The 23,656-nt window shown below is 45.5% G+C and carries 18 protein-coding genes and 1 pseudogene; 12 read left to right on the top strand and 7 right to left on the bottom strand.

Annotated elements, in window-relative coordinates:
- Position 1: 1 nt before the first annotated feature.
- Positions 2 to 2,431, bottom strand: coding sequence for an ABC transporter permease (locus LZG72_RS12675; protein ID WP_233872472.1), 2,430 nt, complete (start codon positions 2,429 to 2,431; stop codon positions 2 to 4).
- Positions 2,432 to 2,646: 215 nt separating this feature from the next.
- On the opposite strand from LZG72_RS12675, the gene LZG72_RS12670 reads away from it, so the two are divergent.
- From LZG72_RS12670 to LZG72_RS12625, 11 genes are all read left to right on the top strand, one after another.
- Positions 2,647 to 3,216, top strand: a complete 570-nt coding sequence (locus LZG72_RS12670) for a Crp/Fnr family transcriptional regulator (RefSeq protein ID WP_233872469.1) — start codon at positions 2,647 to 2,649, stop codon at positions 3,214 to 3,216.
- Positions 3,217 to 3,291: 75 nt separating this feature from the next.
- Positions 3,292 to 3,966, top strand: a complete 675-nt coding sequence (locus tag LZG72_RS12665; RefSeq protein WP_233872466.1) for a metal-dependent hydrolase — start codon at positions 3,292 to 3,294, stop codon at positions 3,964 to 3,966.
- 150 nt (positions 3,967 to 4,116) lie between these two features.
- Positions 4,117 to 4,248, top strand: coding sequence for a hypothetical protein (locus tag LZG72_RS29165; RefSeq protein ID WP_255701018.1), 132 nt, complete (start codon positions 4,117 to 4,119; stop codon positions 4,246 to 4,248).
- Between the two features lie 25 nt (positions 4,249 to 4,273).
- The gene (locus LZG72_RS12660) at positions 4,274 to 4,702 is read left to right on the top strand and encodes a hypothetical protein (RefSeq protein WP_233872462.1); all 429 of its coding nucleotides are present in this window, start codon (positions 4,274 to 4,276) and stop codon (positions 4,700 to 4,702) included.
- An 84-nt stretch (positions 4,703 to 4,786) separates the two neighbouring features.
- Positions 4,787 to 5,689: an AraC family transcriptional regulator gene (locus LZG72_RS12655; protein WP_233872459.1), complete on the top strand. Its 903-nt coding sequence runs from the start codon at positions 4,787 to 4,789 to the stop codon at positions 5,687 to 5,689.
- Between the two features lie 85 nt (positions 5,690 to 5,774).
- A complete protein-coding gene (locus tag LZG72_RS12650) occupies positions 5,775 to 6,614 on the top strand; it encodes an oxidoreductase (RefSeq protein WP_233872456.1) in 840 nt (279 codons plus the stop codon).
- Between the two features lie 63 nt (positions 6,615 to 6,677).
- On the top strand, positions 6,678 to 7,361 hold the full coding sequence (locus LZG72_RS12645) for an NAD-dependent epimerase/dehydratase family protein (RefSeq protein ID WP_233872453.1): 684 nt from the start codon (positions 6,678 to 6,680) through the stop codon (positions 7,359 to 7,361).
- Positions 7,362 to 7,477: 116 nt separating this feature from the next.
- Positions 7,478 to 8,842: an ATP-binding protein gene (locus LZG72_RS12640; protein ID WP_233872450.1), complete on the top strand. Its 1,365-nt coding sequence runs from the start codon at positions 7,478 to 7,480 to the stop codon at positions 8,840 to 8,842.
- 40 nt (positions 8,843 to 8,882) lie between these two features.
- The gene (locus LZG72_RS12635) at positions 8,883 to 9,260 is read left to right on the top strand and encodes a response regulator (RefSeq protein WP_233872447.1); all 378 of its coding nucleotides are present in this window, start codon (positions 8,883 to 8,885) and stop codon (positions 9,258 to 9,260) included.
- Positions 9,257 to 10,303: an adenylate/guanylate cyclase domain-containing response regulator gene (locus LZG72_RS12630; protein WP_233872444.1), complete on the top strand. Its 1,047-nt coding sequence runs from the start codon at positions 9,257 to 9,259 to the stop codon at positions 10,301 to 10,303. The genes LZG72_RS12635 and LZG72_RS12630 overlap by 4 nt, the downstream gene beginning before the upstream one ends.
- A 1-nt stretch (position 10,304) precedes the next feature.
- Entirely contained in the window at positions 10,305 to 10,874 is a 570-nt protein-coding gene (locus tag LZG72_RS12625; RefSeq protein WP_233872441.1) for an HD domain-containing protein, read from the top strand.
- A gap of 5 nt (positions 10,875 to 10,879) precedes the next feature.
- On the opposite strand, the gene LZG72_RS12620 is transcribed toward LZG72_RS12625, so the two are convergent.
- Both LZG72_RS12620 and LZG72_RS12615 read right to left on the bottom strand, forming a co-directional pair.
- Positions 10,880 to 14,131 carry a cyclic nucleotide-binding domain-containing protein gene (locus tag LZG72_RS12620; protein ID WP_233872438.1) on the bottom strand — a complete coding sequence of 1,084 codons (3,252 nt, stop codon included), beginning with the start codon at positions 14,129 to 14,131 and terminating at the stop codon, positions 10,880 to 10,882.
- A 105-nt stretch (positions 14,132 to 14,236) separates the two neighbouring features.
- Complete coding sequence (locus tag LZG72_RS12615) at positions 14,237 to 16,510, bottom strand: cation:proton antiporter (protein ID WP_233872435.1); 2,274 nt, start codon at positions 16,508 to 16,510, stop codon at positions 14,237 to 14,239.
- 213 nt (positions 16,511 to 16,723) lie between these two features.
- On the opposite strand from LZG72_RS12615, the gene LZG72_RS12610 reads away from it, so the two are divergent.
- Entirely contained in the window at positions 16,724 to 17,545 is an 822-nt protein-coding gene (locus tag LZG72_RS12610; RefSeq protein WP_233872432.1) for a complement C1q domain-containing protein, read from the top strand.
- A 145-nt stretch (positions 17,546 to 17,690) separates the two neighbouring features.
- Here LZG72_RS12610 and LZG72_RS12605 read toward each other — a convergent pair.
- The 4 genes and pseudogenes from LZG72_RS12605 to LZG72_RS12590 form a co-directional block, all read right to left on the bottom strand.
- Positions 17,691 to 19,269 (bottom strand): annotated as a pseudogene (locus tag LZG72_RS12605) (IS1182 family transposase).
- A 107-nt stretch (positions 19,270 to 19,376) separates the two neighbouring features.
- Positions 19,377 to 20,861, bottom strand: a complete 1,485-nt coding sequence (locus tag LZG72_RS12600) for a mandelate racemase/muconate lactonizing enzyme family protein (protein WP_233872429.1) — start codon at positions 20,859 to 20,861, stop codon at positions 19,377 to 19,379.
- A 232-nt stretch (positions 20,862 to 21,093) separates the two neighbouring features.
- Positions 21,094 to 22,026, bottom strand: a complete 933-nt coding sequence (locus tag LZG72_RS12595) for an RraA family protein (protein ID WP_233872426.1) — start codon at positions 22,024 to 22,026, stop codon at positions 21,094 to 21,096.
- 26 nt (positions 22,027 to 22,052) lie between these two features.
- Positions 22,053 to 23,585, bottom strand: a complete 1,533-nt coding sequence (locus tag LZG72_RS12590; RefSeq protein ID WP_233872423.1) for a SusD/RagB family nutrient-binding outer membrane lipoprotein — start codon at positions 23,583 to 23,585, stop codon at positions 22,053 to 22,055.
- Between the last annotated feature and the right edge of the window lie 71 nt (positions 23,586 to 23,656).

Below are 23,656 nucleotides of genomic sequence, written 5' to 3'. Positions count from 1 at the left end.
GTTATTCCGAACGAAGTGATTTTACAGGGTTAATCAATGCTGCTTTGATCGATTGAAATGAGACGGTGAACAAGGCTACCGCGACAGAAAGAAGGCCGGCGAATGCAAACATCCACCACGAAATCCGGATCCTATATTCAAAATCCTGCAGCCATTTGTCCATCATATACCACGCCGCCGGAACCGCAAGGACCATGGCAATCGCTACCAGTTTCAGAAAGTCTTTCGAAAGTAATGCGACGATGCCAGCAACCGACGCGCCCAGTACTTTGCGAACACCAATTTCCTTATTTCTTTGTTCGGCAGTAAAAATCGCCAGTCCGAATAATCCCATACACGCGACAAAGATTGTCAAACCCGCGAAAACACCCAGTATCTTACCCGTTTTCTGTTCGGCTTTGTAAGTTTGATTAAAGCGTTCATCCAGAAAGGAATAGGTGAAAGGAAGATCCGGCTTAAAGCTTTCCCATTGTTTTTGCATCGTGGAAAGAAGGCCGGAAACCTCTTTCGTTTTGATCTTCACAATCATCCAGCCATTGTCTTTTGCCAAAGTCATCACCAGCGGCGTAATGCGTTCATGCAGCGATTTGAAATGGAAATCCTTCACAATCCCGATCACGTGAAACGTAGCGACTTTTCCCTCGTTATCCCGCCGCTCGACGGTTTTGTTGATCGCATTTTTGTTAAAACCGAAAGCTTTTGCGGCCGTTTCATTCAGGATTATGGCGGTTGAATCCATTCCGTACTCCTTTGAAAAATTTCGGCCTTCCGCCATTTCCATACCCAGCGTAGCCAGATAATCGTAATCAACCTCAAATCTCAGTGTCTTGATCAAATTCGAGCTGTTGTTTTCGGGAGACATCGTATAGTTGTTATTTCCCGACGGACCGGCGGGAACATACCCCGATTGACTGATATTGCTAACTCTCGAATCGCGCAGCAATTCTTCTTTAAATACAGACTGATTTTTACCCAAAGCCCAGGCAGGCACTACCAACACCTGTTCTTTATTGTAACCCAGTTTTTTGTTTTGGATAAATTTCAGCTGCTGGTACACGACGGTGGTACCGACGATAAGTGTAATGGAAATAAAGAATTGGAATACTACCAGGCTGCTTCTGAGCCCGATATTGCTCCTTGAACCTAATTTTATCGAAGCCGCGCTGCCTTTTAGTACTGAAATGGGTTTGAAGGAAGAAAGGAAAAATGCGGGGTAACTTCCGGCAAAAACGCCTACGAAAATTCCGAATATGAGCAATAATGGAATCAAACCAGGTATTTCATCCAGGCTCAGTGAGAGCTCTTTGCCAGAAAGCTCGTTGAAAAGCGGTAATGCGATCAGGCAAATTCCTGCTGCCAGAACCAATGCAATGCCCGTCAGCAAAAGCGACTCCATTAAAAACTGTCCGACGAGCTCGATTTTTTCCGAGCCCATTACTTTCCGCACGCCGACTTCCCGCGCCCGTTTGGATGAACCGGCTGTCGACAAATTCATGAAATTAATGCAGGCGATCACAAGCATGATAATGGCCACCGCACTGAAAATGTAGACGTAACGCAAATCTCCATTCGCACTCAGGTCGTACTCAAAATCGGAATGTAAATGAATGTCCGTCAGCGGTTGAAGATACAATCCAATGTCGTTTCCCTTTTTGCGGAACTCGCTGAGCGACATACCAAATGCGTGCGTCAGCTGCGGCCCCATATATTTCGCGACCGTCTGCGGCAACTTGGCTTCAAGACGTTTATAATCGTAGCCTTTCGGCAGAACGAGGTAGGTAAAAAATTCCGAAATCATCCAGGAAGTTGATTTCGCATCGTCCAGCGACGACATTGAGCCCAGCATTTCAAACCGGAAATGTGCGTTTTTCGGCATGTCTTTCATCACGCCCGACACCTTGTAAGTCTTGTTCCACTCCTTGAATTTGATGAGTTTTCCCAATGCGTTTGTCTTACCGAAATATTTATCGGCTAAAGTTTCCGAGATCACCAGATTGTTGGGTTCCAGCAATGCATTGTTCGGGTTTCCCTGCAAAAACGGCACTGTAAAAACTTGAAAAAAGTTGGAATCAACAAATGCCATCCGGTCATCGGTGAACAATTTTTGATCGATTAAGACCAGCGGCGCGCCACCCTCACGCAGACGTGTCGCGGCCAGAACTTCGGGATAATCCGCTTTTAATGCAGCAGCAGTTGGCGGCATTACGTGAGACTCATTCATTTTCCCTCCCTGGATCGTGCCTTTGAAGAATACGCGCACGATCTGATCGGCTTTCTCATTGTGCCGGTCAAAGCTAAGTTCATCGAATACATACAGGCTGATAAGCATGCAGGAAGCGAGGCCGATGCCCAGACCTGCAATGTTGATTGCTGAGAAGACGCGGTTGCGGAGCAGAGTTCGCCAGGCAATTTTGAAATAGTTCTTAATCATGACTTTGATTTAAATTAGGGCAGAAGTGAGATGATTTATGGCTAACAGATCGGTACATTGTATTACATAGTTCTTGGTATAAAATATATGCCAAGATATTAAAAGTATGGTTATGTGCACCTTGTGAGCTGATATTAAATGCGCATCGTTCAATTTCGAACACATTTCGTACGGAAATGACCGCGTTGTAAAATTAAAAACGATATCTTTTGACCATGACAGATCTCGAACAATACCTCCAAACCTATTTTGATTTCGATCAGACTGAATTGGGCAAAGTAGCGGCTTTTTTCAAACCTGAAATGCTGAAAAAGGGCGATTATTATTTGCGGACGGGCAGGTCCTGTAACAAGCTAAGCTTTGTTCAATCCGGTTTGCTGCGGGTTTACGTGGAATTGGAGGATCGGGAAGTAACACAATGGATTTCCACCAATGGCTATTTCATCACAGATTTATCGAGCCTCGTTTTCGACAAACCCTCGCGCTGGAACATCCAGGCATTGACCGACACTGCCATTTACACGATTGATAAATCGGACTACAATCAACTGGGACGTTACATTCCGAAATGGCCGCAAACCGAAAAGCTGTTTATCGCGCATTGCTTCACGACATTGGAGGACCGCGTATTTTCCTTCCTGTCCATGACAGCCGAGCAACGCTACAACATTTTGTTTGAGAGCAACCGGGAACTGTTTAATCAAGTACCACTTCAATACATTGCCTCCATGCTCGGAATGACGCCCGAAACCATCAGCAGAATACGCAGAAAGCAACTTTTCTGATTTCTTGATCTAGATCAAGTGAGCCGGAAACGGCCGTTGATACATTTGTAAAGTCAATAATCAATCACTATTTATATGTTTTTAGGTCACTACGGTTTAGCATTCGGAGCAAAAAAGGCGGCTCCCCGGGTTTCACTTCTAATCCTTTTCGTCGCGGTCGAATTTGTCGACATTCTCTGGCCGTTCATGTTGTTGTTCGATGTGGAGCAAGTGAAGGTCCATCCCGGTATTTCAGAAGTTACACCTTTCGAGTTTGTCCATTACCCTTACACACATAGTCTTCTGATGGGTCTGGTCTGGGGAGTGTTGTTCGGGTTATGTTATTGGTTATTGAAAAAAGACGTGCGAAGTTCAGTAGTTGTGGGCCTGGCCGTATTGAGCCACTGGTTCCTTGATTTCGTAGTCCATATTCCCGATCTTCCCCTTACACCTTTCGGATCACAAAAAGTAGGGCTGGGGCTCTGGAATTCACTTCCACTGACACTTCTGATTGAAAGCATCATCTTTTTCGGCGGTATCTATATTTATGTCAAAAATACTACTGCATTGAATGCAAAAGGTAAATGGGGACTTTGGGCGCTGGTGATATTCTTCATCGTCGCGAACCTTTACAACGTGTTCGGCCCTCCGCCGTCAGATTCAATTCCGGTTCTATTCGTTTCCTTCGCGGTATTACAAGTGATCGTATTAGCACTCGCGCATTTTGTTGAGAAAAACCGGGAGGGGGTTTCGATACTTGGTAAGTCTTAAAGATTTGCCAAGTATACCGGTTCTTCGCAGTTTTGAATAGTGTGAACGAACTTCACACTATTTCTTGTGTCATTAATTTAAATGCGTTAGCTTTATTTTACAACACACTTTTCGATGCAAAGAAAGACCCGGCGAGAGTAACTGGTTGAAATGGCCAAAGAACGGTTGCAAGAATTGGAGGAACTGCTGATTGCACCCAGCAATTATCTGGAAGACGAAGAATTTGAGGAATTGCAGCAAGAAGCGATTAAACTCAGGGAGATGCTGCGAATGCTGGAATGATCATAATAATTGGAGAGAGACTATTATGGATGAGACACTTAAGGAAAAACTTGATCACTATATATCAGCAATGAAGAATGCTGAAAAGCCGGAGGTCGCCAAATTGAGATCTGAATTTTCGAACTGGTATTATGGGCTTTCGGAGCAAGAAAGGGGCCAGGTTGAGCCATTTTGGAAGGGTATAAAAGAAGCAGCGCGGCAGTCTATTAAAGAAATTAAAGATCTTATTAATGAAATAAAGCGGCTTGACGATGTTAAAATCGTGGTTGCAGGGGATGAATATGACTTGCATGACTGGGTAACCATCTCAAATTATTCCCGTTTGCATAATCTGAAAGTGAGTCGCGTTCAAAACTGGATTTCGAGAGGGGTAGTGCCCAGGGACAAGGTATTGGCAATTCCGCAATTGAATAATGTGAAGTTGATTAAGAATGAAATTTACTTGGTGAGCTAAATACTTGGTAAGTCTTGGCGACCCGTCTTATAGACTTGCCAAGTATTGGCCCGGATTTCTATTTGAATTTCGTAACTTCGCTGTATGGCTAGCACAGAAACACTCGAAGAATTTTACCAGTATAAATTCAATTGGCTTCCTGAAAACCTGAAACAGGATATCGGTCACTTCAATGTGTTTTCGATGGCGAAGCATTTCGGTCCTGACGCTGTGCCGGTAAAATACAGCAGAAGGGATTTTTATAAGATCGCATTGATAAAAGGCAAAAATATTTATCATTATGCCGAAAAAAGCCTGGAAGTAGATGGATCAGCATTGATGTTCTTCAATCCGCAGGTGCCTTATACCTGGGAATCCGGATGTAGTGATGGCAGTGGTTATTTCTGCATTTTCAAGGAAGGATTTTTTCAGGAGAGAATGCGGGGGAGCATGAGCGACCTGCCCATGTTTGCCATTGGTGCGAAACCATCTTACCTTCTCGATGATAAGCAGGAGCAGCATGTGTCCGGGATTTTCCAAAAAATGTTGGAAGAAATTGAGTCGGATTATCCATTCAAGTATGATCTCATCCGGAATTACGTGACTGAACTCATCCATTATGCGATGAAGATACAGCCTACCGAGTCCCTTTTTCAGCATCCCAATGCAAATTCCAGGATTACCTCCATTTTTACCGAGCTGCTCGAACGGCAGTTTCCCATCGAATCTCCTTCCCAACGTTTTTCGTTGCGATCAGCCAACGATTTTGCCCAGCAGCTTTCGGTACATGTGAATCATTTAAACCGCGCGATCAGGGAAACAACCGGCAAAACCACTACTGCGCACATTTCAGAAAGAATCGCGAACGAGGCAAAAGCATTGCTTAAACATACGAACTGGAATATTTCCGAGATCAGCTACAGCCTGGGTTTCGAAGAACCGGCCCATTTCAATAACTTTTTCAAAAAACAAACCAGCCAAACTCCTTCTTCTTTCAGGATTGTTTGAATTTTGTAAGTATCTGTTTGAACCCCGCAATCATCACGCTGGACGAGGTGCCTAATTTTGTTGTGTTAATTAATCAACAGAAAAAATGGAAACTCAAAAAGTATGGTTTGTTACAGGCGCATCAAAAGGTTTGGGGCTTGTTTTAGTTCAAAAATTACTATCAAATGGCATTCAGGTAGCAGCTACCTCACGGAATGTCGCTGACCTTCAAGCTGCTGCCGGCGACCGGACTGATTTATTTTTGCCTCTTCAAGTCGATCTCAAAAGCGAATCCAGCGTGCAGGATGCCATTGAAAAGACGATCGGCACCTTTGGCAAAATAGATGTTGTGGTCAACAATGCAGGATATGGCTTAACGGGCAGTGTCGAAGAACTGACAGATGCGGAAGCCAGGGAAAATTTCGATGTAAATGTGTTTGGTACGCTGAATGTGATCCGGAAAGCGATGCCGCACCTCCGGGCTCAAAGATCCGGGCATATTTTTAATATTTCTTCCATTGGAGGCTTTACCGGCGATTTTCCCGGATTTGCAATCTATTGCGCCACAAAATTTGCTGTAAACGGACTGACAGAATCTCTTGCGGCGGAAGTGAAGTCGTTTGGCATTAAGGTTACCGTTGTTGAGCCGGGATATTTCAGGACCAATTTCCTGACTTCCGGTTCGCTGGGCATTCCCCAAAACGAAATTGCGGATTATAAAGAAGTGAGAGAGATGCAGAAAGCGCATCAGTTTGACATCAACGGAAATCAGCCGGGTGATCCCGGAAAGGCAGCAGAAGCTTTGATCCGCATTTCGGAAGAAACGACTCCGCCGCTCAACCTGTTTCTTGGCCAGGATGCTTTTGATCTTGCGCAAGCGAAAATCGAGTCGATTAGCAGAGATCTCGACAATTGGAAATCGTTGACAATTTCGACCGGTTTCTAAGTACAGAACGGAGAATATAGATATCTTGCAAAATACCGGATACTGAACTCAACCCGCATTAAAATGGCTTTGAACAACAAAATAAGAGCAATTGTCACCGGAGCGACGGGAATGGTCGGAGAAGGTGTTTTGTATGAATGTCTGGAAGATCCCGATGTCGAATCGGTTCTGATCATCAACCGCAAACCTGCGGGTTTTAATCATCCCAAACTCAAAGAAATCGTACATACTGATTTCCTGAATGTTACACCAATTGAGTCTCAATTGTCAGGCTACAACGCGTGCTATTTTTGCCTCGGCGTATCTTCAATCGGTATGAAGGAACCTGAATACACGGAAATGACCTACTCACTGACCATGCATGTGGCGGAAATTTTGAGTCGTAATAACCCTGAGATGACGTTTTGTTACGTTTCCGGTGCAGGTACGGACAGCTCGGAGAAGGGTCGGCAGATGTGGGCGCGGGTGAAGGGTAAAACCGAAAATGATTTGATGAAACTGCCTTTTCTACAAGTATTTGCATTCCGGCCCGGGTTTATGAAACCCAGACCGGATGCAAAATATGCATTGAAGTATTATAAATATTTTAACTGGCTATTTCCGGTTCTAAAAGCGCTGTTTCCCAACACAGCTTCGCAACTGAGCCAGCTTGGACAGGCAATGCTGAAAGTCACCAAGTATAGCTACGACAAGAAAATCCTGGAAGTAAAGGACATTAATACCTTGGCCGACAGACAATTTGTTTAATGGGTGTGGCAGCTGTTTGCGGAGGTAAAAGCAGTAATCCTGATTATTTACGGGAAAATATTTACTTTGGCAATTAATTGTGAGCTTCATACAACATTAGCGAATCCATTACCTGCATGGGATATTTTTTAGTATCATTATTCCTGATCCAATACATTCGTTCTACTTTACAGACCAAGATCCAGTACCCGCATCTGGACAAGATGATACTGCTCGCGAGGTACGTATCCATTGCCCTGATCGCCGTCAACTACGCTGCGGATGAACCGAGATGGTTCGACTGGCTCTGGTTTATTTACCTCACCGTATTTCTTGTTTATTGTTACCGGCAGGAGCAAATACGGCCGATACGGACAATGATCCAGTCGGTAATCCCGTATCTGGTACTTTCGATATTAAATGATTTTCTTAGAATAGCCGCCCCAAAATTTTACAAAGAGTATGGCGACTACCTTCAAATTGCTGTCTTCTTTGCATTTGCCCTCGCATTTGTGCTTTGGTTTTACGCCCGGAAGCAACAGAGAATCCTGATTAAGGAACGCGAGGACAGAATGCGAGACGAGATCGCGAGCCGGGCGCAGAAAGAATCGCTGGAATACCTTGTGAATGAAAGAACGCTGGAACTAACGCTTCAAAAGGAGGAACTTCAAAAGACGATCGAAGAACTGAAAGCCACTCAGACTCAATTGATCCAGAGTGAAAAAATGGCGTCTCTGGGTGAGCTTACCGCCGGTATCGCGCACGAAATCCAGAACCCTTTAAACTTTGTAAATAACTTCTCGGAGGTTTCGGTGGAGCTTTGCCAGGAATTGACCGAAGAAATTGATAAAACAGACCTGCCGGATTCGGATAAGGATTATATCAAAGAGATTATCGGCGATCTGAGCCAGAACCAGCAGAAGATCACACACCACGGAAAGCGCGCAGATTCGATCGTAAAAGGAATGTTGCAACATTCCAGAACTTCCTCGGGCGAGAAAGAACCGGTGGAAATCAATGCATTGGCGGACGAGTATTTGCGGCTCGCCTATCATGGCTTGCGGGCAAAGGACAAAGAATTCAATGCTGCGCTGGTCACGGATTTTGATCCTACAATCGGGAAGGTCAATGTGCTTCCGCAGGATCTTGGCCGTGTTTTTCTCAATTTGTTTACGAATGCATTTTACGCGGTGGCCGAGAAAAAGCGCAAGCTTACCGAGGAAGGAACTGCGGCGGACTACAAACCTGAGGTCAGGGTTAGTACCAAGAAATTTGACAACAAACTGTATATCAGAGTTTCAGATAACGGTACCGGAATGCCGGATCATGTGAAAGCAAAGATTTTTCAACCGTTTTTTACGACCAAACCGACCGGCCAGGGAACGGGCCTGGGGCTTTCTATGAGTTACGATATCATTACCAGCGGACATAGCGGGACGTTGGACGTGGATACAGTGCCGGGTGAGCGAACCGACTTCAAGATCACAATCCCGATGATCTGATCCCATCATACGAAATGCGAACCTCCAAACTGTATAAAAAATGACGAAGATATTAGTCGTGGACGACGAGGAAGATGTTAAATCGCTGTTTGAACAAAAGTTCAGACGCGAGATCCGCAGCGGCCAACTGGAATTTTCATTTGCCTTTTCGGGAGAAGAAGCATTGCAATACCTGGCCGAACACCCGTCGGAGGTAGTGATGATCCTGTCCGATATTAATATGCCGGGAATGAGCGGGATCGAGCTATTGAAAACGATACGCAAGGAACATCCGCTCGCGCCCCCGCAGGTAATGATGATCACTGCTTATGGCGACAGCGCCAACCATGAACAGGCGATGTTGCTTGGCGCGGATGACTTCCTGACCAAGCCGGTCGATTTTGTTGAACTGAAAGAGAAATTGTTACAAACTTTATGAAAGCCAAAATACTGGTAGTGGATGATGAGGCTGATTTACAATTGTTGATCAAGCAGAAATTCAGGAGGCAGATCCGGGAACAGGAATACGAATTTATTTTTGCCGAAAATGGCGTGAAAGCGTTGGAAGCAATCGACCAGCATCCCGATGTGGATATGGTTCTCAGTGACATCAATATGCCGGAAATGGATGGCCTGACGTTACTGGTACGGATCGGTGAGACAAGCCCGTTGCTCAAATCGGTCATAGTTTCGGCATACGGCGATATGGACAATATCCGCACGGCAATGAACCGCGGGGCATTCGATTTTCTTACAAAACCCATTGATTTCAAGGATCTTGAAGTAACCATGGAAAAAACGCTCACGTATGTGACGCAGTTGAAAGAAACCCTCAAAGCAGTCAGGGAAAACAATATCCTTCGCATGTATGTGGATTCGTCTGTCCTGCAATTCATGACGCAGGAGACATTCGAGAAATCGTTGATGACCAGTGAAAATATCGTGGGTACCGTTGTCTTTATGGACGTGTGCGGCTTCACTTCCATATCGGAAAAAGAAGCTCCGGATCTGGTTGTTAAACTTATAAACAAGTATTTCGATGTGATGGTGAAAGAGATTCTCGCGCAGGGTGGTTTGGTGGATAAATTCATGGGAGACGCCGTAATGGCCGTTTTTCGTGGCGATTACCATCTGGACCGTGCGGTCGAATCGTCACTGGCGGTGCGCAATCATATCAATGGCTTTAAAGAAGAACTTTCGGACCAGTCGGGTTATTTTCCAAAAGTCTCGATCGGGATTAATACCGGCGAAATGGTATCCGGGAACATTGGCTCTGCGGCGCTTAAAAGACTGGATTACACGGTGATAGGTGACGTTGTGAATGTGGCCCAGCGACTCCAGTCCATTGCCAAACCCGGTCAGATTGTGGTACCGCAAGCTGCATACGAACAGATCAAGGAGGCTTTTCAATGTAATCCGGTGGGAGAGGTGGTACTTAAAAACAAGGCAAATGCAGTGACGGTTTACGAAGTTGTTGAATAATATGCGGGTAGAAGAGGTTGAAAAATTCATGATAGAGAAAATGCGGAGCTCGCTCGATCCGAATCTGCATTATCATGGATTACATCATACTCTCGATGTAATTCGAGCAACGGCGGAAATTGCTGAGCTTGAAGGAATTGCGGATGAAGAATCGCTCAACTTGCTGAAAACCGCCGCGCTGTTCCATGATAGCGGTTTTATGAATACTTATCAGGGGCATGAAGAAGAAAGCTGCCGGATCGCACGGGAAGTGTTGATTGATTTCGATTACTCGCCGGAGCAGATCGACCAGATCTGCGGAATGATTATGGCGACAAAAATCCCTCAAAACCCTAAAACACATCTGGAACGCATTATCAGCGACGCCGATCTGGATTATCTGGGACGAAATGATTTCTGGCCGATCGCCATGAAGCTTTTTGTGGAGTTGAATGCACGAGGAACTGTGCATGACCTGCCTACCTGGAACAAAATTCAGGAAAAGTTTATTGAATCCCATTCTTACTGGACAGAATCAGAGCGAAACCGCCGTGACGAGATGAAAAGAATGCACCTGGCCGGGCTACGCTAGCCGCGCTACGCTAGCTGCCTCATTTTGTCATTCTGCACCCGGATTCGCTGGCAAAGAATGCGCAGCACGTTGCGCAGTATCTCGTCCCGTTCTTCCATTAGCTCAAAAAAATCTTCCTGATCGATCCGGAATACCAGAATGTCGGTTTCTGCAATAGTCGTAGCTGAGCGCGGTTCGGTGTCGAGCAGCGCCAGTTCGCCGAAGATCTCCCCTTTATTGAAAAGCGCGAGCTGTTTTTTACCATCGTAAATCCCAACTTGTCCGGTGTATATTATGTACATGGAGTCGCCCAGGTCGCCTTTTGCGAAAATTTCCTGTCCATCGCTGTACGATACTTCCTTCATGATCGGAGCAATGGAGCTTAACACGTTTTCGGGTGTCTGAGAGAAAAGCTGGGTGTTTTTTAAAACAATAACCCGCTCCATTTCCGAGATTTGCTGGGTCGCTTCTATGTGTTTCATGGGTACATTCAGTGTAAATTTTAAGTCAGGATCCAGGCTTAATGCAGCGTATTTCTCCCGCACTGCCTCTCTGATCAACCGGGAAGGATGTTCTGCCAATCCTCTCAACAAATCCATATCGCTGTCGAGTGCGGGCATATTTTTGATCGCCAGTGCCACAGTCCAGGTTGTAAAAGATTTTTCGTTCTGTGTCAAAACGTAAGTGGTCAGAGAAAGGCCGGTATCCAGGTTTCCCATGTACTGCCGCAATGCGTCGCGTTTTTTCTGAATGGGGATATCTTCAAACAATGCATGCAGGGCGGGGTACAGCATGCGGGGCAGCAGACTCTCGATCATTTCCAGCGAATTCGCCCGTTTTTCCTTGCTCGCGTGCCGGATTCCCTTCCATGCATTTTGTACCGCATCTTTGTCGTACTGCATCATGAAAAGGTAAAAAAGACGTCGGCCTGTCAGTTCGAGTTCGTATTCGAGCGAGTCGTTCCAGGTTTTATCTGTACTATCATCTTCCATGCCATTCAGCAACTGAGAAGCATGGATTAGTTCTTTTTCGACAAATTCAGATATATTATCCTTATAATCAGCGACTAACGAATAACTCGTCAACGCTTTTAATGCAGCTAAATGCGTAAAAGTATCAATACCGTTCATATGAATAGAACTATCAGTACTTTTAGAAAATTTATTTTGGTATATATGATTAATAAGTTTGAAAAGTATTAAAAGAATAAATTCATTCTTATGCTTTTCAGCGACTTTAATCACCAGCTGAATGCGTTCTCCGGCACGGTCGTCATGAAGCCATTCCTCTACGATCCGAATGCCCGGATCGCCGGACTTGACCAATGCTGCAACTGTTTTTCGGGAAAGATTTCCCGTTAACATTGGTTTCAGCTCACGTAAAAGTTGCGGCGAACCAACTTCGGCCGCAACTTCGAGCGCGTAATTCCGGACTTTATCGGAGCCGTTTTTCAGGTAACTTTTTACGAATTCTTCGTAAGAATTAATCCCCGTAACTTTGATACAATCCAGCGCGGCAAGCCGATCTTCCTCGGATTCTGAATTGAACAACCGGCGTAATGTGGCATGAATGAGCGGTAGTGCCTTGCCAGCTTCCCAGCAACCGATAATGCAGCCTTTGACAATGTCCAGATCGTTGTGTGCGAGAAATCGGGCGAGTTGTTCGTCGGATAGATACGATGCAGAACAGGCAATTCTGACGGCCAGTGTCTGGCAGGCTGTGTCGGGCTCGGCTTCAATGTATTTCAGGAACGTGTCTGAAAGTTCTGGTTTTTCGAGCGTGGCGAGCGTTTGTAAAGTCCTGAGCCGGACGGCCACAGAAGGATTTTTCAAAAGCAAATCGACATTTTTTCGAAACAGGATCACCTTGTTTTTCGACAGCCAGTCAATCGCATTCAGTACTTCTTCTTTCCGGTCGCTTTTTAGGTTCGCAGTGATAATGGGCAGCGCTTCGGCGGGGGAAGCCATTTCGCCACTTCTTATAAATCGTTTGCTGATCGCCGATTTGAGCTCCTGAATGTAATGTCCGTAGGCTTTTCGGAAGATAAAAAGCGACGCGACGGCGAAGAGCAGCGACAAGTCGAATGTAAGACTGATGTTGCTCAACTGTTGCGTGTACACAATCCACAGTAAAGCCCCGGCAATGAGCATTCCGAGCGGCTCAAAAAGTCCCTTTGCCAGCGTATGGCCTTTTAAACGTGTTTTTGTAGATAATGGCTGGAACAAAACAAGAAAAACGGGATCGAAAATCGTTCTTCTGACGAGTTCGAAAAGCAGGTACGCGACGCAATAATAGACAAGTAACGAAGGTTCGTCTTTTCGGAAATAGGAAGAAATGAGCAGTCCCAGTGAGATCAGGATCGTGGTGAGCGGCAGTAGGAAAAGAGTCAGTTTTACTCCGAAACGTTCAACCGTTTTTCCCGAAAGAATCAACTTTACAAAAGTAGAAATGACATAAGTTGCTGATAACAATGTACCTACAAACGTAATAACATCGTGCTGGCTGTGAAATTTGTATTTGACATTGACAAAGAAATGGTACTCGATCCAGGTTGCAGTCGCCGCAATGGCTACCATCCCCAGACAGAGTGAAGTCAGTAATTTGTTGCCGCCAAAATATTTCTGAATAATCCTCGAATCGGAATCAGAAGTCTGGCGAGGCCGGGAATGGTGTGGATTTGGGATTTCGGTAAACCGGAAAGTCAGGATTTGTGTATAAAAAGCCAGGGCGAAGAAGACCAGCGAAATGATCAGCAGGATCATCAAAACCGAATTGGAATGGATCAGAACCGCCAATACCGCACCGAGCGCTTTGGCAGGCATATCACCCGAACCAATCACACTGAAGAGTCTTTTGCTTTGACGTACATCAAAAACCAAAGCCGATAACCCCCAGAACTCCAGATTAATAAGTAAATAAATAATGCGGTACCCAACCATAATCGCCACAGCCGTAGCAATGCCATGTCCAGCCCAAAGTAATCCCATCACCACCACAACCATAAAAAGCGACGAGACCATCGTGCCGAGGCTCAGCCGTTTTAATATAAGGTGATGTTCAAAATACTCGTAGATTTTTCCCGCGGTCATAACCGCCAGCGCGGCAGCTATATAGGCAATGGGCAGAGAATATTCGGGATGGTTTTCAAGCAAAAGCACGTTGGCGGAAACGTAAACCAGCGTGGTACCTACATTGATAAAGAAGTTATGAAAGAAGAAAAGGATTGTCTGGGGATTGAAGGAACTCGAAATTCTGTTATTCTTTAAAAAGGACATCATAAGTTGGAATGCTAGCGTCGCTTATGTAAAGTAAACACTTATTATTCCTTTTAAAAACTGAAATAGGGGAAGTTCCCAGGTCAGAGCGGCCTGGAAACGGTTCTGTTAATTGCGTACGATCAAAACGGATGGCGAGTAAGAAAGCCAGATGCTATGTGATTCAACGGCTTTTTTCCAGCTGTCGAGACTGATGATCATCAGGTCTTTTTCCTGAAGAAATTCTTTTTCAAGTGCTTTTTCCATGTGAATGGCGACTTTCTCCGGCGCAAATTCCTGCAATGCGCTGAACGTGTCGTGTGTGTCGGCATCTTGTAAAACCATATCCGACGGATCCATAATGGACACATTCAGATTGCCGCTCGCCACCAGTTTTTGGGCGAATTGGAGCAGGAATTCATCCTGTGGAGAGAAGATCGGGATAAAGATCTCCTCCATTTTACTAAGGTTTTTCTCGATCAGAATGCCCACGGGTACCTTTACGGATTTTATGATGTGCGTAGTACGTTCATCGAAAACATCGGCATGAAACAACTTTTCTTTGCCTGTAATGGTGTCAAACAATCGCTCGCGGCTGATGATCCGGGAAGTGAAACCCAGGATTTTGCCCAGGAATGTGCCCTCGAAAACGGACTTGCCAATGCCGATCAGGAGCATATCATACTCGCCATTGTTCGCGGAATTGATGATATCCTGCTCAATATTTTGGGAAGGTTTGAAAAGAGAATTGAATTCGAGATCGAGTTGTTGCGCTTCTTCGGTAATGGGTCTGAACGTTTCGTATTGATATTCCTCCGTGTTGACCTGGTTCAGATAGCTGCTTGGAGATAAATGGAGTGCCGTAATATGCTGACGATCAGAATATTTCTGAATGAGGTTATTTGCGAGTCTCAACATTTTACGGCCACCCTGCGGACTGGCAAATGCGATCAGCAGGGAAAACCTGGACGTTTCGGAAAGTCCCTGAAAAGCCTCCCACTTCTTTTTTGGGAAAAAACGGTCGATGAGATCCAATGCCGGACCCGTCATGCAGGTGGTAACCAGTGCCATGATCACCATCATCGCGAATATTTCGGCCGATAAAACACCGATATCATATCCGATATTGAGTACAACGAGCTCCATTAAACCACGTGTATTCATCAGGGAACCGATAACAAGACTGTCCCGCCAGGATTGTTTGACAAAACGAGCCGCCACTGCGCTGCCTACAAACTTCCCAAAAACAGCCGCCAAAATGATCAGACCGGTTACCTGCCACAAATAGCCTTCATTCAGCAGACCGATCTGCGTCCTCAAACCAGTAAATACAAAGAATAATGGCAGCAAAAGCACCATCGACACGTCTTCAACTTTTTCAATAAATATATTCCTGAAACTCTGGTTCGCGGGCATGATCACACCCGCCATAAATGCGCCGAATAACGCGTGAATGCCTATTACTTCGGTGCAAAATGAGGATAAAAGCAGAATGAGGAAGAATAGTGCGACCACCGGTTTGGTGAGTCCCTCACGATAGGAATAATGATCGCCAATGCGCTTTAAAAGTGGTTTCAGCACTTTCAGCATAACGAAAACATACGCTGCTGCGAGGATGATGGTATAAATGGAGCTTACGAACGAGCCGGCTTTTACAATCGCAATAACCGCTGCCAGAATACACCAGGCCGTAATATCGTCCGTAGCGGCGCAGGTGATCACCATGGTGCCCAGCTTGGTACGTGAAAGTCCACGTTCCTGGACAATGCGCGCAAGTACCGGAAATGCGGTGATACTCAACGCGATACCGATAAATAATGAGAATGAAAGAAAGTTAATTCCCTCAGGGGCAAAGTCCTGATACATGTATAATGCGAGTCCGACGCCCAATGCAAATGGCAGGATAATGCTGGCGTGACTGATCACAACAGCTTCCTGGGCTTTGGTTTTCAGGACTTTTAAATCCAGTTCCATTCCGATAATGAACATGAACAGGATAAGCCCGACCTGGCTCAGAAACTGAAGATTACTAAGTGAAGTAGCGGGAAATAAAAAAGCCGAAACACCCGGATAAAACATGCCCAGCAGTGACGGGCCGAGGAAAATACCCGCCGCAATTTCACCGATTACCGTAGGCTGGCCGATGGATTTACAGATCCAGCCGAAGATACGGGCTGCGATGATTATGGTAATAATCTGCAGAAGTAGGATGGCGAGCGGGTGCGTGAGATTATGTCCGAAGGTATCCATAAACTGATCCCAGGAAGAGGCGTTATTTACTTGATTTTTAGCATGTAAGTCGGGTTTTTCAAGAAACGTACCTTGGTAAATGAAGAAGTAAAGCAGAGCGGAAAAGGCACCTATTGTAATCGTGTAGAAAAGTACATTGCGTAGGTTTTTCATGTTTACAGGCAAGAGTGAAGTATGCAAAATACTGAAAATGGGGAGACTTGGCAAGGGATTTATCTTCCCCTAATTTACCTTCCAATAGCTTTTCGACCGATAGATAACCCGTCTGTTAGCTTCAAATGAAAGTTTGAGACCTTCGATTTCAATATTAGACTCTAATATTTTGTTCGAATTTTCAATCTTTAATTTAAAAACACAATGAAGGCAATGTTTTCATTATTAAAGCTTTACCGCACGGTTTTTGCATTCTGTCTACTCACATCTTTTCCGTTTTCAGCAAACCTGTTTGCACAAGGCGTAGGAATCAATACCATTTCGCCAGACCTCAGTAGCGCTCTAGATATTCATAGTAATAATAAAGGAATACTAATCCCGAGGGTTGCTTTAACTTCTTTAAATGACGGTGTTACGATAGTCCATCCGGCCAATTCACTATTAGTTTGGAATACGAATGCTGCGTTAGAGTCTGGAACCGGCTATTACTTTAATAGAGGATCAGCTAATGCACCTCAATGGACTGCTTTTCAAGCAGATCCTAACGCAATATGGAGCGATAAGATTGCTTTTAGAGCGAGCGGTGTTTCAGAAGCAGACAGAAAGATAGCACCAAATTCAGATTCAAATATTCTATTTTCGACGGAGGAGTATGATCTTGGAAATAATTATTCCGCTAATGTCTTCACCGCTCCTGTTAGCGGAATTTATCACTTTGATGTCTCTATCAAATTTACTAATGCGTTGCAGGGCGAAATCCTGTATAACATGTTTAAGTCTCCAATGTACATCAAGCAAATTAGAAATGGTGTTACTACAAATATCGCCCAAGCTTACACTAATCAAGGTCATAATAGTACTGATTTTTACAACGAAATTTCAGCAGACTTAAAATTGGAGCAAGGAGATCAGATATTTTTGACCAATGGATATTATCCAAATCCAAATTATTTTAGTGGCGATTTTCTTTATCTATACACTGATAATGTAGCTACTCATTTTAATGGAAGGTTAGTCAGTGTCGTCTCTCAATAAAGATTTATAATAAAATAAGAGGGTGTCTCATTTTTAAAACTGAGGCACCCTCTTATTTTAATTTGATGAATGAAGAATTTACAATCAATATTCTTTGTCAAAAGCTAACAGGCCTTATTTATCTATTTCTAAAAAACAGCCCTTCTTAGGCTGCCCTTTTCCTTAGATTTTGGGCTATTGCGATCAATCCCCACTCGATTTCGACCTTTTGTGTCCCACGAAGCATGAACCTGCGGAAGCCGTGGTTGTTTTTTATGTTGCCAAAAACAGGCTCGACATCGAAGCACCGCTTCTTTCGCCTGGCAATCCCTTCTTCACTTTTTAGCAGCTGGTCTGCCTGCTGCTTTTGTCTTTCCAGGTTGACGTTGACTTGAATGATCCGGTCGCTTTGCGACTTGTGACAGGCCCCGTTCAAAGGACAGTTCTGGCAGTTTTTGGCTTTGTAGAGCCTTACGGTTTGCTCAAAACCAGTCGTTGTTTTTCTGGTACGGTCGCCTATGTAATCCATTTTCTGGCCCATCGGACAGATATAATGGTCTTGCTTGTGATTATAATAAAGTTTGTCCGCTGCAAAGGGATGTTTTTTGTTAAAAGAGCGGTTCTAGCTTTTGTCAAAAAGGCCATATTTCACAAAAGCAGTTACATTCTTTTCTTCTAGCAATGTATAGTTCTCTTCTGAACCGTAACCAGCGTCGGCTGTCAGCGATTTTGGGGCAGAGCCGAAACTCTTTTCATGCTGTTCAAGGTGCCCCGCCAGTGTGTTGGTGTCAGTCGGATTAGGATGAATGGAGTACGGGGTCGCCCGGCGATTTACGATGAACTGATTCGAGGTTGATATTTGCACATTGTAGGCTGGTTTGAGCTGACCGTTGCGCATATGGTCCTCTTTTAGCTTCATGAACGTAGCGTCAGGATCAGTCTTGCTGTAAGAATTACGTTCACCCAAAATGGCTTCCTGTTTCTCATAACGGGCAATATTGGCCGGATAGTGTTTGGTCACATAGCCTAGCTTGCCTTCATTTTCTTGTCGATGTTCTCTTTTTTGCCAAGCACTTGGTTAAGTGTATCGACCGCATCCTGCACTTTCTCTTTGTTGATGGTAGTCAGGTCTGGCGGCTCGGGCAAGTTGTCCTCGCTGGCAGCCACGCTCTGCGCATACGCCCAGATATCAGCTAACTGCTTCTTCATCTTTTCTTTGTTGGTGGCAATCGCCTACGCGGCCCGGCCTTCTTCCAAACAAAAGTGTATTTATTGGCATTGGCCTCAATTTTGGTCCCGTCGGTAAAGACCTCTTCAATACTTAAATAACCTTCCTGGGCGAGCAAACTGACCACTTGCTCGAAAATTGTCCTGAACGTATCCTTCAAACGCACGCCCCGGAACCGGTTAATTGTATTATGGTCAGGAAAGCTCATCGAGCTCAAAAACCGCCGGGCGGCCCCGATAAAATAAATGCTCTCCTTACATGCTGCTTCCAGCTTCCTGCTAGAATAAATGTTGCTCATATAGCCAAATACAAGCACTTTCAAAAGCATTTGGGGATGATAGCCCGCAGAGCCCGCCATATGGTAAGCTGCATTGAGCGGTTCCAAATTAATCCGGTTGATCACATCATCGACCACACGAACAATGTGCCCTTTGGGAACCAGATCGTCAATACTGGGCGGAAGCAGCATCAATTGCTGCTGATGGTAAGGTTTAAAAGAAGGTTGTCTGCGGGCCATTTTCGCTGAATTGCTTATATCTAAAGATAATCAATTCAAGGATTTTATGCAACCAATAAAAAGCAAAAAGACTGCCTCATTTTGAGACAGCCTCTTATTTCTTCGATTTAACTCCACAACCTATCATGCGACCGCTTTTCATTCCAATCCGGAGTAGGGGCGAAGAAGCTTTTATCCTTCGGATGAAGGTGCTTTTTCACCTCTTCATCTACCAGCTCGATGCCCAGGCCCGGAGCTTCCAGAGGTACCGGCGCGTAACCTTTGTCGATGAGCTTGCGGCCGTCGGTGGTTTTTACCAAGCTTTCCCACCAGGGTACATCTACTGAATGGTGTTCCAATGCAAGGAAATTCTGGGTTGCTGCCGCGCAATGGACGTTCGCCATGAAACTCACCGGCGTTCCGGCGAAGTGCATGGCCATCGCAATACCGTTATCTTCGGCGTAATCTCCAATTCTTTTGGTTTCCAAAAGTCCGCCGGAAGATGCCAGATCCGGGTGGATGATATCGACGGCGCGTTTTTCAATCAATGCTTTAAAACCTTCTTTCAGGTAAATGTCTTCTCCCGTCAAAGTCGGGGTTTCCAATGCATCTGAAATCGTTTTCCATTGATCCGTATATTCCCAGGGTACCATATCTTCGAACCACGCCAGACGGTATTTGTCCAATGCTTTTCCCAGACGAATGCCGTTATTTAGGTCAAAATGGCCGTAATGATCGGTGGATAATGGGATTTCGTAACCTACTACGCTGCGGACATCTTCCACCACTTTCGCCATTTCATCCAATCCTTTCGGCGTGATCTGAATCGCAGTGAATGGATGTTTGGTATTGGCATAGGAATGGTAATCGCCGGCCCATTGTGAAAAGCCGCCTCCCCAGACCTTGTTATTCACCACACTGCCTTCCTTATTTCGCAGCATCCCGATCGACACATCCATTTTTAGCCAGGTATACCCTTGATCCTGCGTCCGGAACCTGATTTTTTGTTTAAATTCATCCAGGTTGTCCGACTCCGGCGTGTCCGCGTACAACCTTACTTTGTCGCGGTACCTTCCGCCGAGCAGCTGCCAGCAGGGCACACCGTAAGCTTTTCCGCAGAGGTCCCAAAGTGCCATTTCAACCCCGCAAACACCACCAGCCTGACGACCATGATAGCCAAACTGCTTAATGGATTTAAAAAGCATTTCCACATTACACGGATTTTGACCAATCAAATGTGCTTTCAAAAACAATGCATACCGCTCGTCGGCACCGTCGCGAACTTCTCCCAAACCATAAATCCCCTGATTGGTATCAATGCGGATGATCGGTGTCCGGCCCACATTTTGGACAATCGCATAGCGCAAATCCGTGATTTTCAACTCCGAAGGTTTTGAAGCGCGGTTTACTTTGGAAGTAGCCTGCGCAATGGTATCTTCCGTCGACATTGACATAAATCCACCTAATGCAATCCCGCCAACGGCAGTCTTCCGAAGAAAATTCCGGCGACTGTCTTTGGTAGTCTGGTTGTTAATTTCTGCCAAAGCAGCCGCTTTTTCAGCTTTTTCGACTTCTTTGTTGGAGGCAATGATTTGTTTTAAGATTTCTTTCATTGGGAAGTTGGTTGAAAAGGCTGTTGGCTGTTGGCTGTTAGCTTTTAGCCATTAGCCATTAGCCTTTGTTTTAATTAATTGTTTGAATAAATGTGATTAAGGTTCATCAGCTATCAGTAAAGATCCAGGATTACCTGTCAACCATTACTTCTAAAAGCTAAAGGCTAAAAGCTAAAAGCTAACGGCTAACAGCTAACAGCTAAAAGCTAACGGCTAACAGCTGGTAGCTCCCCTAATAATTCCTTTCTTTCAAATAATCATCAAGCTCCTTCTTCGTCATCGGGAGCTTGCCGGGATAGTTGTTTACCCAGTTCAAAAAATCCTTTGAAATGGTATCCGACCATTTGGTGTCGATTTCGCCAGGGGTGTATTTTCCTTCCCGGAGCCGCAGATGGCCGAATTCGTCGCGCAATGCGGTTACCTCGGATGTGAGTACGAGTTCTTCAACCAGATGTGCCGGAATGAAGATGGTACCATACTTTTTGGCGAGCACCACATCGCCCGGCAAAACGGTCGCGCGGCCGATCCGGATGGGTGTATTGATGTTCGAAAGCATCATTTGCTGGATGTAGGAAGGATCCTGACCTTTCATCCACGCATTGAAACCTTTAATCTCACTCAAACCCTCCACATCGCGCACGGAGCCATAAAATATGACGCCCCGCTTTGATTTGGCATAAATGGAATTACCCAGATTGTCGCCGATCAGCGTTCCGTCGGCAATTTTACCATACCCGTCGGCCACGTAAACGTCGCCGTCTTTCAGTACGTCAATGGGCCAGGAATTGGTACCACCGGTTTGTACTCGACCTTCTTTCTTGCCGGTTTCTTTTACCAAATCGGCCAAATCAGGTCTTAATGGCACATACTGGGCAGTTACCACGCGGCCGGTCATGGAACTGTCCGTGTGGATCAGCTGCCAGTCTCCCTCGAACTGGTTGTGATACCCTTTATTCCTCAAAACGCCCCAGGCTTCTTCCATGGAGATGTTTTTCAGACGTGCCAGGATCGCGTCGGAAACACGTGGGCGACCATCTGCGGACCGTTCACCCTTCCAGCCGGACGTGTAGGCTTTGATCTGATCAGGGGTGGGGGAGATGGACTGGGCCGTGGCCGTTAGTCCCAGCAGCATAAGTGCCCCTGCGATAAAACTCTGTTTAAGCATACTAGAAAAATTAAGGTTAACAATTTTTATTTATCCCAAAAAACAGGCGTCCCAAGTTCATCCGGGCCCATCCGGGCAACGGCTTCTTTGTAATTGGCTTCATTCACAGACCTTTCTCTGACCGGATATACCAGTCGCCGGATGAAATCTTTCACCGAAGGATCTTTCCCGGGGTAGGTGTTGACCGGCAATGCAGGAAACCCACTACGACGGAAATTAGCCCACGCTTCCGAGCCATTCAGAAAGGATGAAATCCAGTATTGCGTGTTGATCTGTTCCAGAGCTTTTGCGGCTACGAATGGATTTGCGGCAATGTATGCGTCCTGGGCAGCGGCTGGAACTGTGGCGGAAACATCATACGTGGCCAGTTGAGCCATATGTGCTTTTACGCCCGCCTCATAAAGTGCTTTCACATCGCCTGTTGCCCATCCGCGCTGAACCGCCTCGGCCAGCAGCAACGAAGTTTGAGAATAGGTAATGAAGAACTCTGGAGCGTCGATCTTGCCCAGCGTCTTCCGGTTGATCTGCGAGTATTTGAATGCAGAACCGATTTTTCCAGGATATCCGGGCGCATTCGCCAGCGTAGACTCATTGTAACCATACGGCATTCCTTCCTGGTTAGCGGGTGCGGTATCTTCCGCCCCGGCGGTTGCGATCGGGTTGCCGGGCGTTTCGTATTTCACGGCGATCACACGTAATCTCGGATCTGCGGTGGTTTTGAGATAATCCACAAATGCTTTTCCCAGGTACACATTACCACGTTCCGTTCCCTGGAAATAATTTGCCAGCGGATGGTTGAATGTGCTGTTGAATGCGATGAATGCATTGTCGGCATTGGAACTCTGCAGTCCGCCGTTGACCGGGTCCACCGCAATGGTTACATACTGTTTTGCTTTTGCGACGTCAATTTTGGTATAGCGCATCGCAGCTCTCAGCAGCAGTGAGTTTCCGAGCTTTTTCCATTGAGCAATATTTCCTTTGAAAAACAGGTCACCGCTTTCAATGGCTTTTGTTGCGTCCAGCGCTTTTGTACCCTCCGAAAGTTCTTTGAGGATATCATCGTAAATCAGCTTCTGGTCGTCATATTTTGGTAGATTAATGCCTTCCAGAAATGCTTTGCCAGCCTGAAAATAAGGTACATCACCATACGTATCTACCAGAACCATAAATACATACGCCTTCCAGATCCGCGACATATTGTACAGATTGACCCGTGCCGGATTGTCTTTCGTCTGAGCGATAACTGTCGTCAAAAGATTCACCGGGCCGTTTTGCAGATATAAGGAATTGAAATTCGCATTCGAATTCGGGTCGGACACTGCATTGTGATTACCGCCTTCCAGTACGCCCGTATAAGGTGTATTGATCTGCTGCACAATCTGCAACTGGTAGTTTTGCGTCGCGATGGCTGAGGTAAACTCCGCATTCGAAAACAAGTAGATCGGATCGACGCTCGTGGCTTGGACCGGGTTTTTGTTCACATCTTCAAAGCCATTATCACACGAACTGGCACCAGCCAGAACACTAAAAGCCGTAACATATATCACTATTTTTTTCATAAAATCAATGTCTAAATCAATGGAAATCAATCTAAATTCATTAGTCAATGGTCAAGATCATTCGTCAATCG

Origin of the sequence: Dyadobacter sp. CY323 (genome assembly GCF_021390245.1) — a bacterium.
In the GTDB taxonomy this organism is placed as follows: Bacteria; Bacteroidota; Bacteroidia; order Cytophagales; family Spirosomataceae; genus Dyadobacter.
This window is presented reverse-complemented; position numbering and strand designations above follow the sequence as displayed.

Bases quoted from the DNA above. Each gene is read 5' to 3' on its own strand.
- LZG72_RS12625 (WP_233872441.1), top strand. From the start codon at position 10,305: ATGCGGGTAGAAGAGGTTGAAAAATTCATGATAGAGAAAATGCGGAGC.
- LZG72_RS12600 (WP_233872429.1), bottom strand. From the start codon at position 20,861: ATGAAAGAAATCTTAAAACAAATCATTGCCTCCAACAAAGAAGTCGAA.
- LZG72_RS12660 (WP_233872462.1), top strand. From the start codon at position 4,274: ATGGATGAGACACTTAAGGAAAAACTTGATCACTATATATCAGCAATG.
- LZG72_RS12635 (WP_233872447.1), top strand. From the start codon at position 8,883: ATGACGAAGATATTAGTCGTGGACGACGAGGAAGATGTTAAATCGCTG.
- LZG72_RS12675 (WP_233872472.1), bottom strand. From the start codon at position 2,431: ATGATTAAGAACTATTTCAAAATTGCCTGGCGAACTCTGCTCCGCAAC.
- LZG72_RS12595 (WP_233872426.1), bottom strand. From the start codon at position 22,026: ATGCTTAAACAGAGTTTTATCGCAGGGGCACTTATGCTGCTGGGACTA.
- LZG72_RS12665 (WP_233872466.1), top strand. From the start codon at position 3,292: ATGTTTTTAGGTCACTACGGTTTAGCATTCGGAGCAAAAAAGGCGGCT.
- LZG72_RS12670 (WP_233872469.1), top strand. From the start codon at position 2,647: ATGACAGATCTCGAACAATACCTCCAAACCTATTTTGATTTCGATCAG.
- LZG72_RS12615 (WP_233872435.1), bottom strand. From the start codon at position 16,510: ATGAAAAACCTACGCAATGTACTTTTCTACACGATTACAATAGGTGCC.
- LZG72_RS12610 (WP_233872432.1), top strand. From the start codon at position 16,724: ATGTTTTCATTATTAAAGCTTTACCGCACGGTTTTTGCATTCTGTCTA.
- LZG72_RS12630 (WP_233872444.1), top strand. From the start codon at position 9,257: ATGAAAGCCAAAATACTGGTAGTGGATGATGAGGCTGATTTACAATTG.
- LZG72_RS29165 (WP_255701018.1), top strand. From the start codon at position 4,117: ATGGCCAAAGAACGGTTGCAAGAATTGGAGGAACTGCTGATTGCACCC.
- LZG72_RS12655 (WP_233872459.1), top strand. From the start codon at position 4,787: ATGGCTAGCACAGAAACACTCGAAGAATTTTACCAGTATAAATTCAAT.
- LZG72_RS12640 (WP_233872450.1), top strand. From the start codon at position 7,478: ATGGGATATTTTTTAGTATCATTATTCCTGATCCAATACATTCGTTCT.
- LZG72_RS12620 (WP_233872438.1), bottom strand. From the start codon at position 14,131: ATGATGTCCTTTTTAAAGAATAACAGAATTTCGAGTTCCTTCAATCCC.
- LZG72_RS12650 (WP_233872456.1), top strand. From the start codon at position 5,775: ATGGAAACTCAAAAAGTATGGTTTGTTACAGGCGCATCAAAAGGTTTG.
- LZG72_RS12590 (WP_233872423.1), bottom strand. From the start codon at position 23,585: ATGAAAAAAATAGTGATATATGTTACGGCTTTTAGTGTTCTGGCTGGT.
- LZG72_RS12645 (WP_233872453.1), top strand. From the start codon at position 6,678: ATGGCTTTGAACAACAAAATAAGAGCAATTGTCACCGGAGCGACGGGA.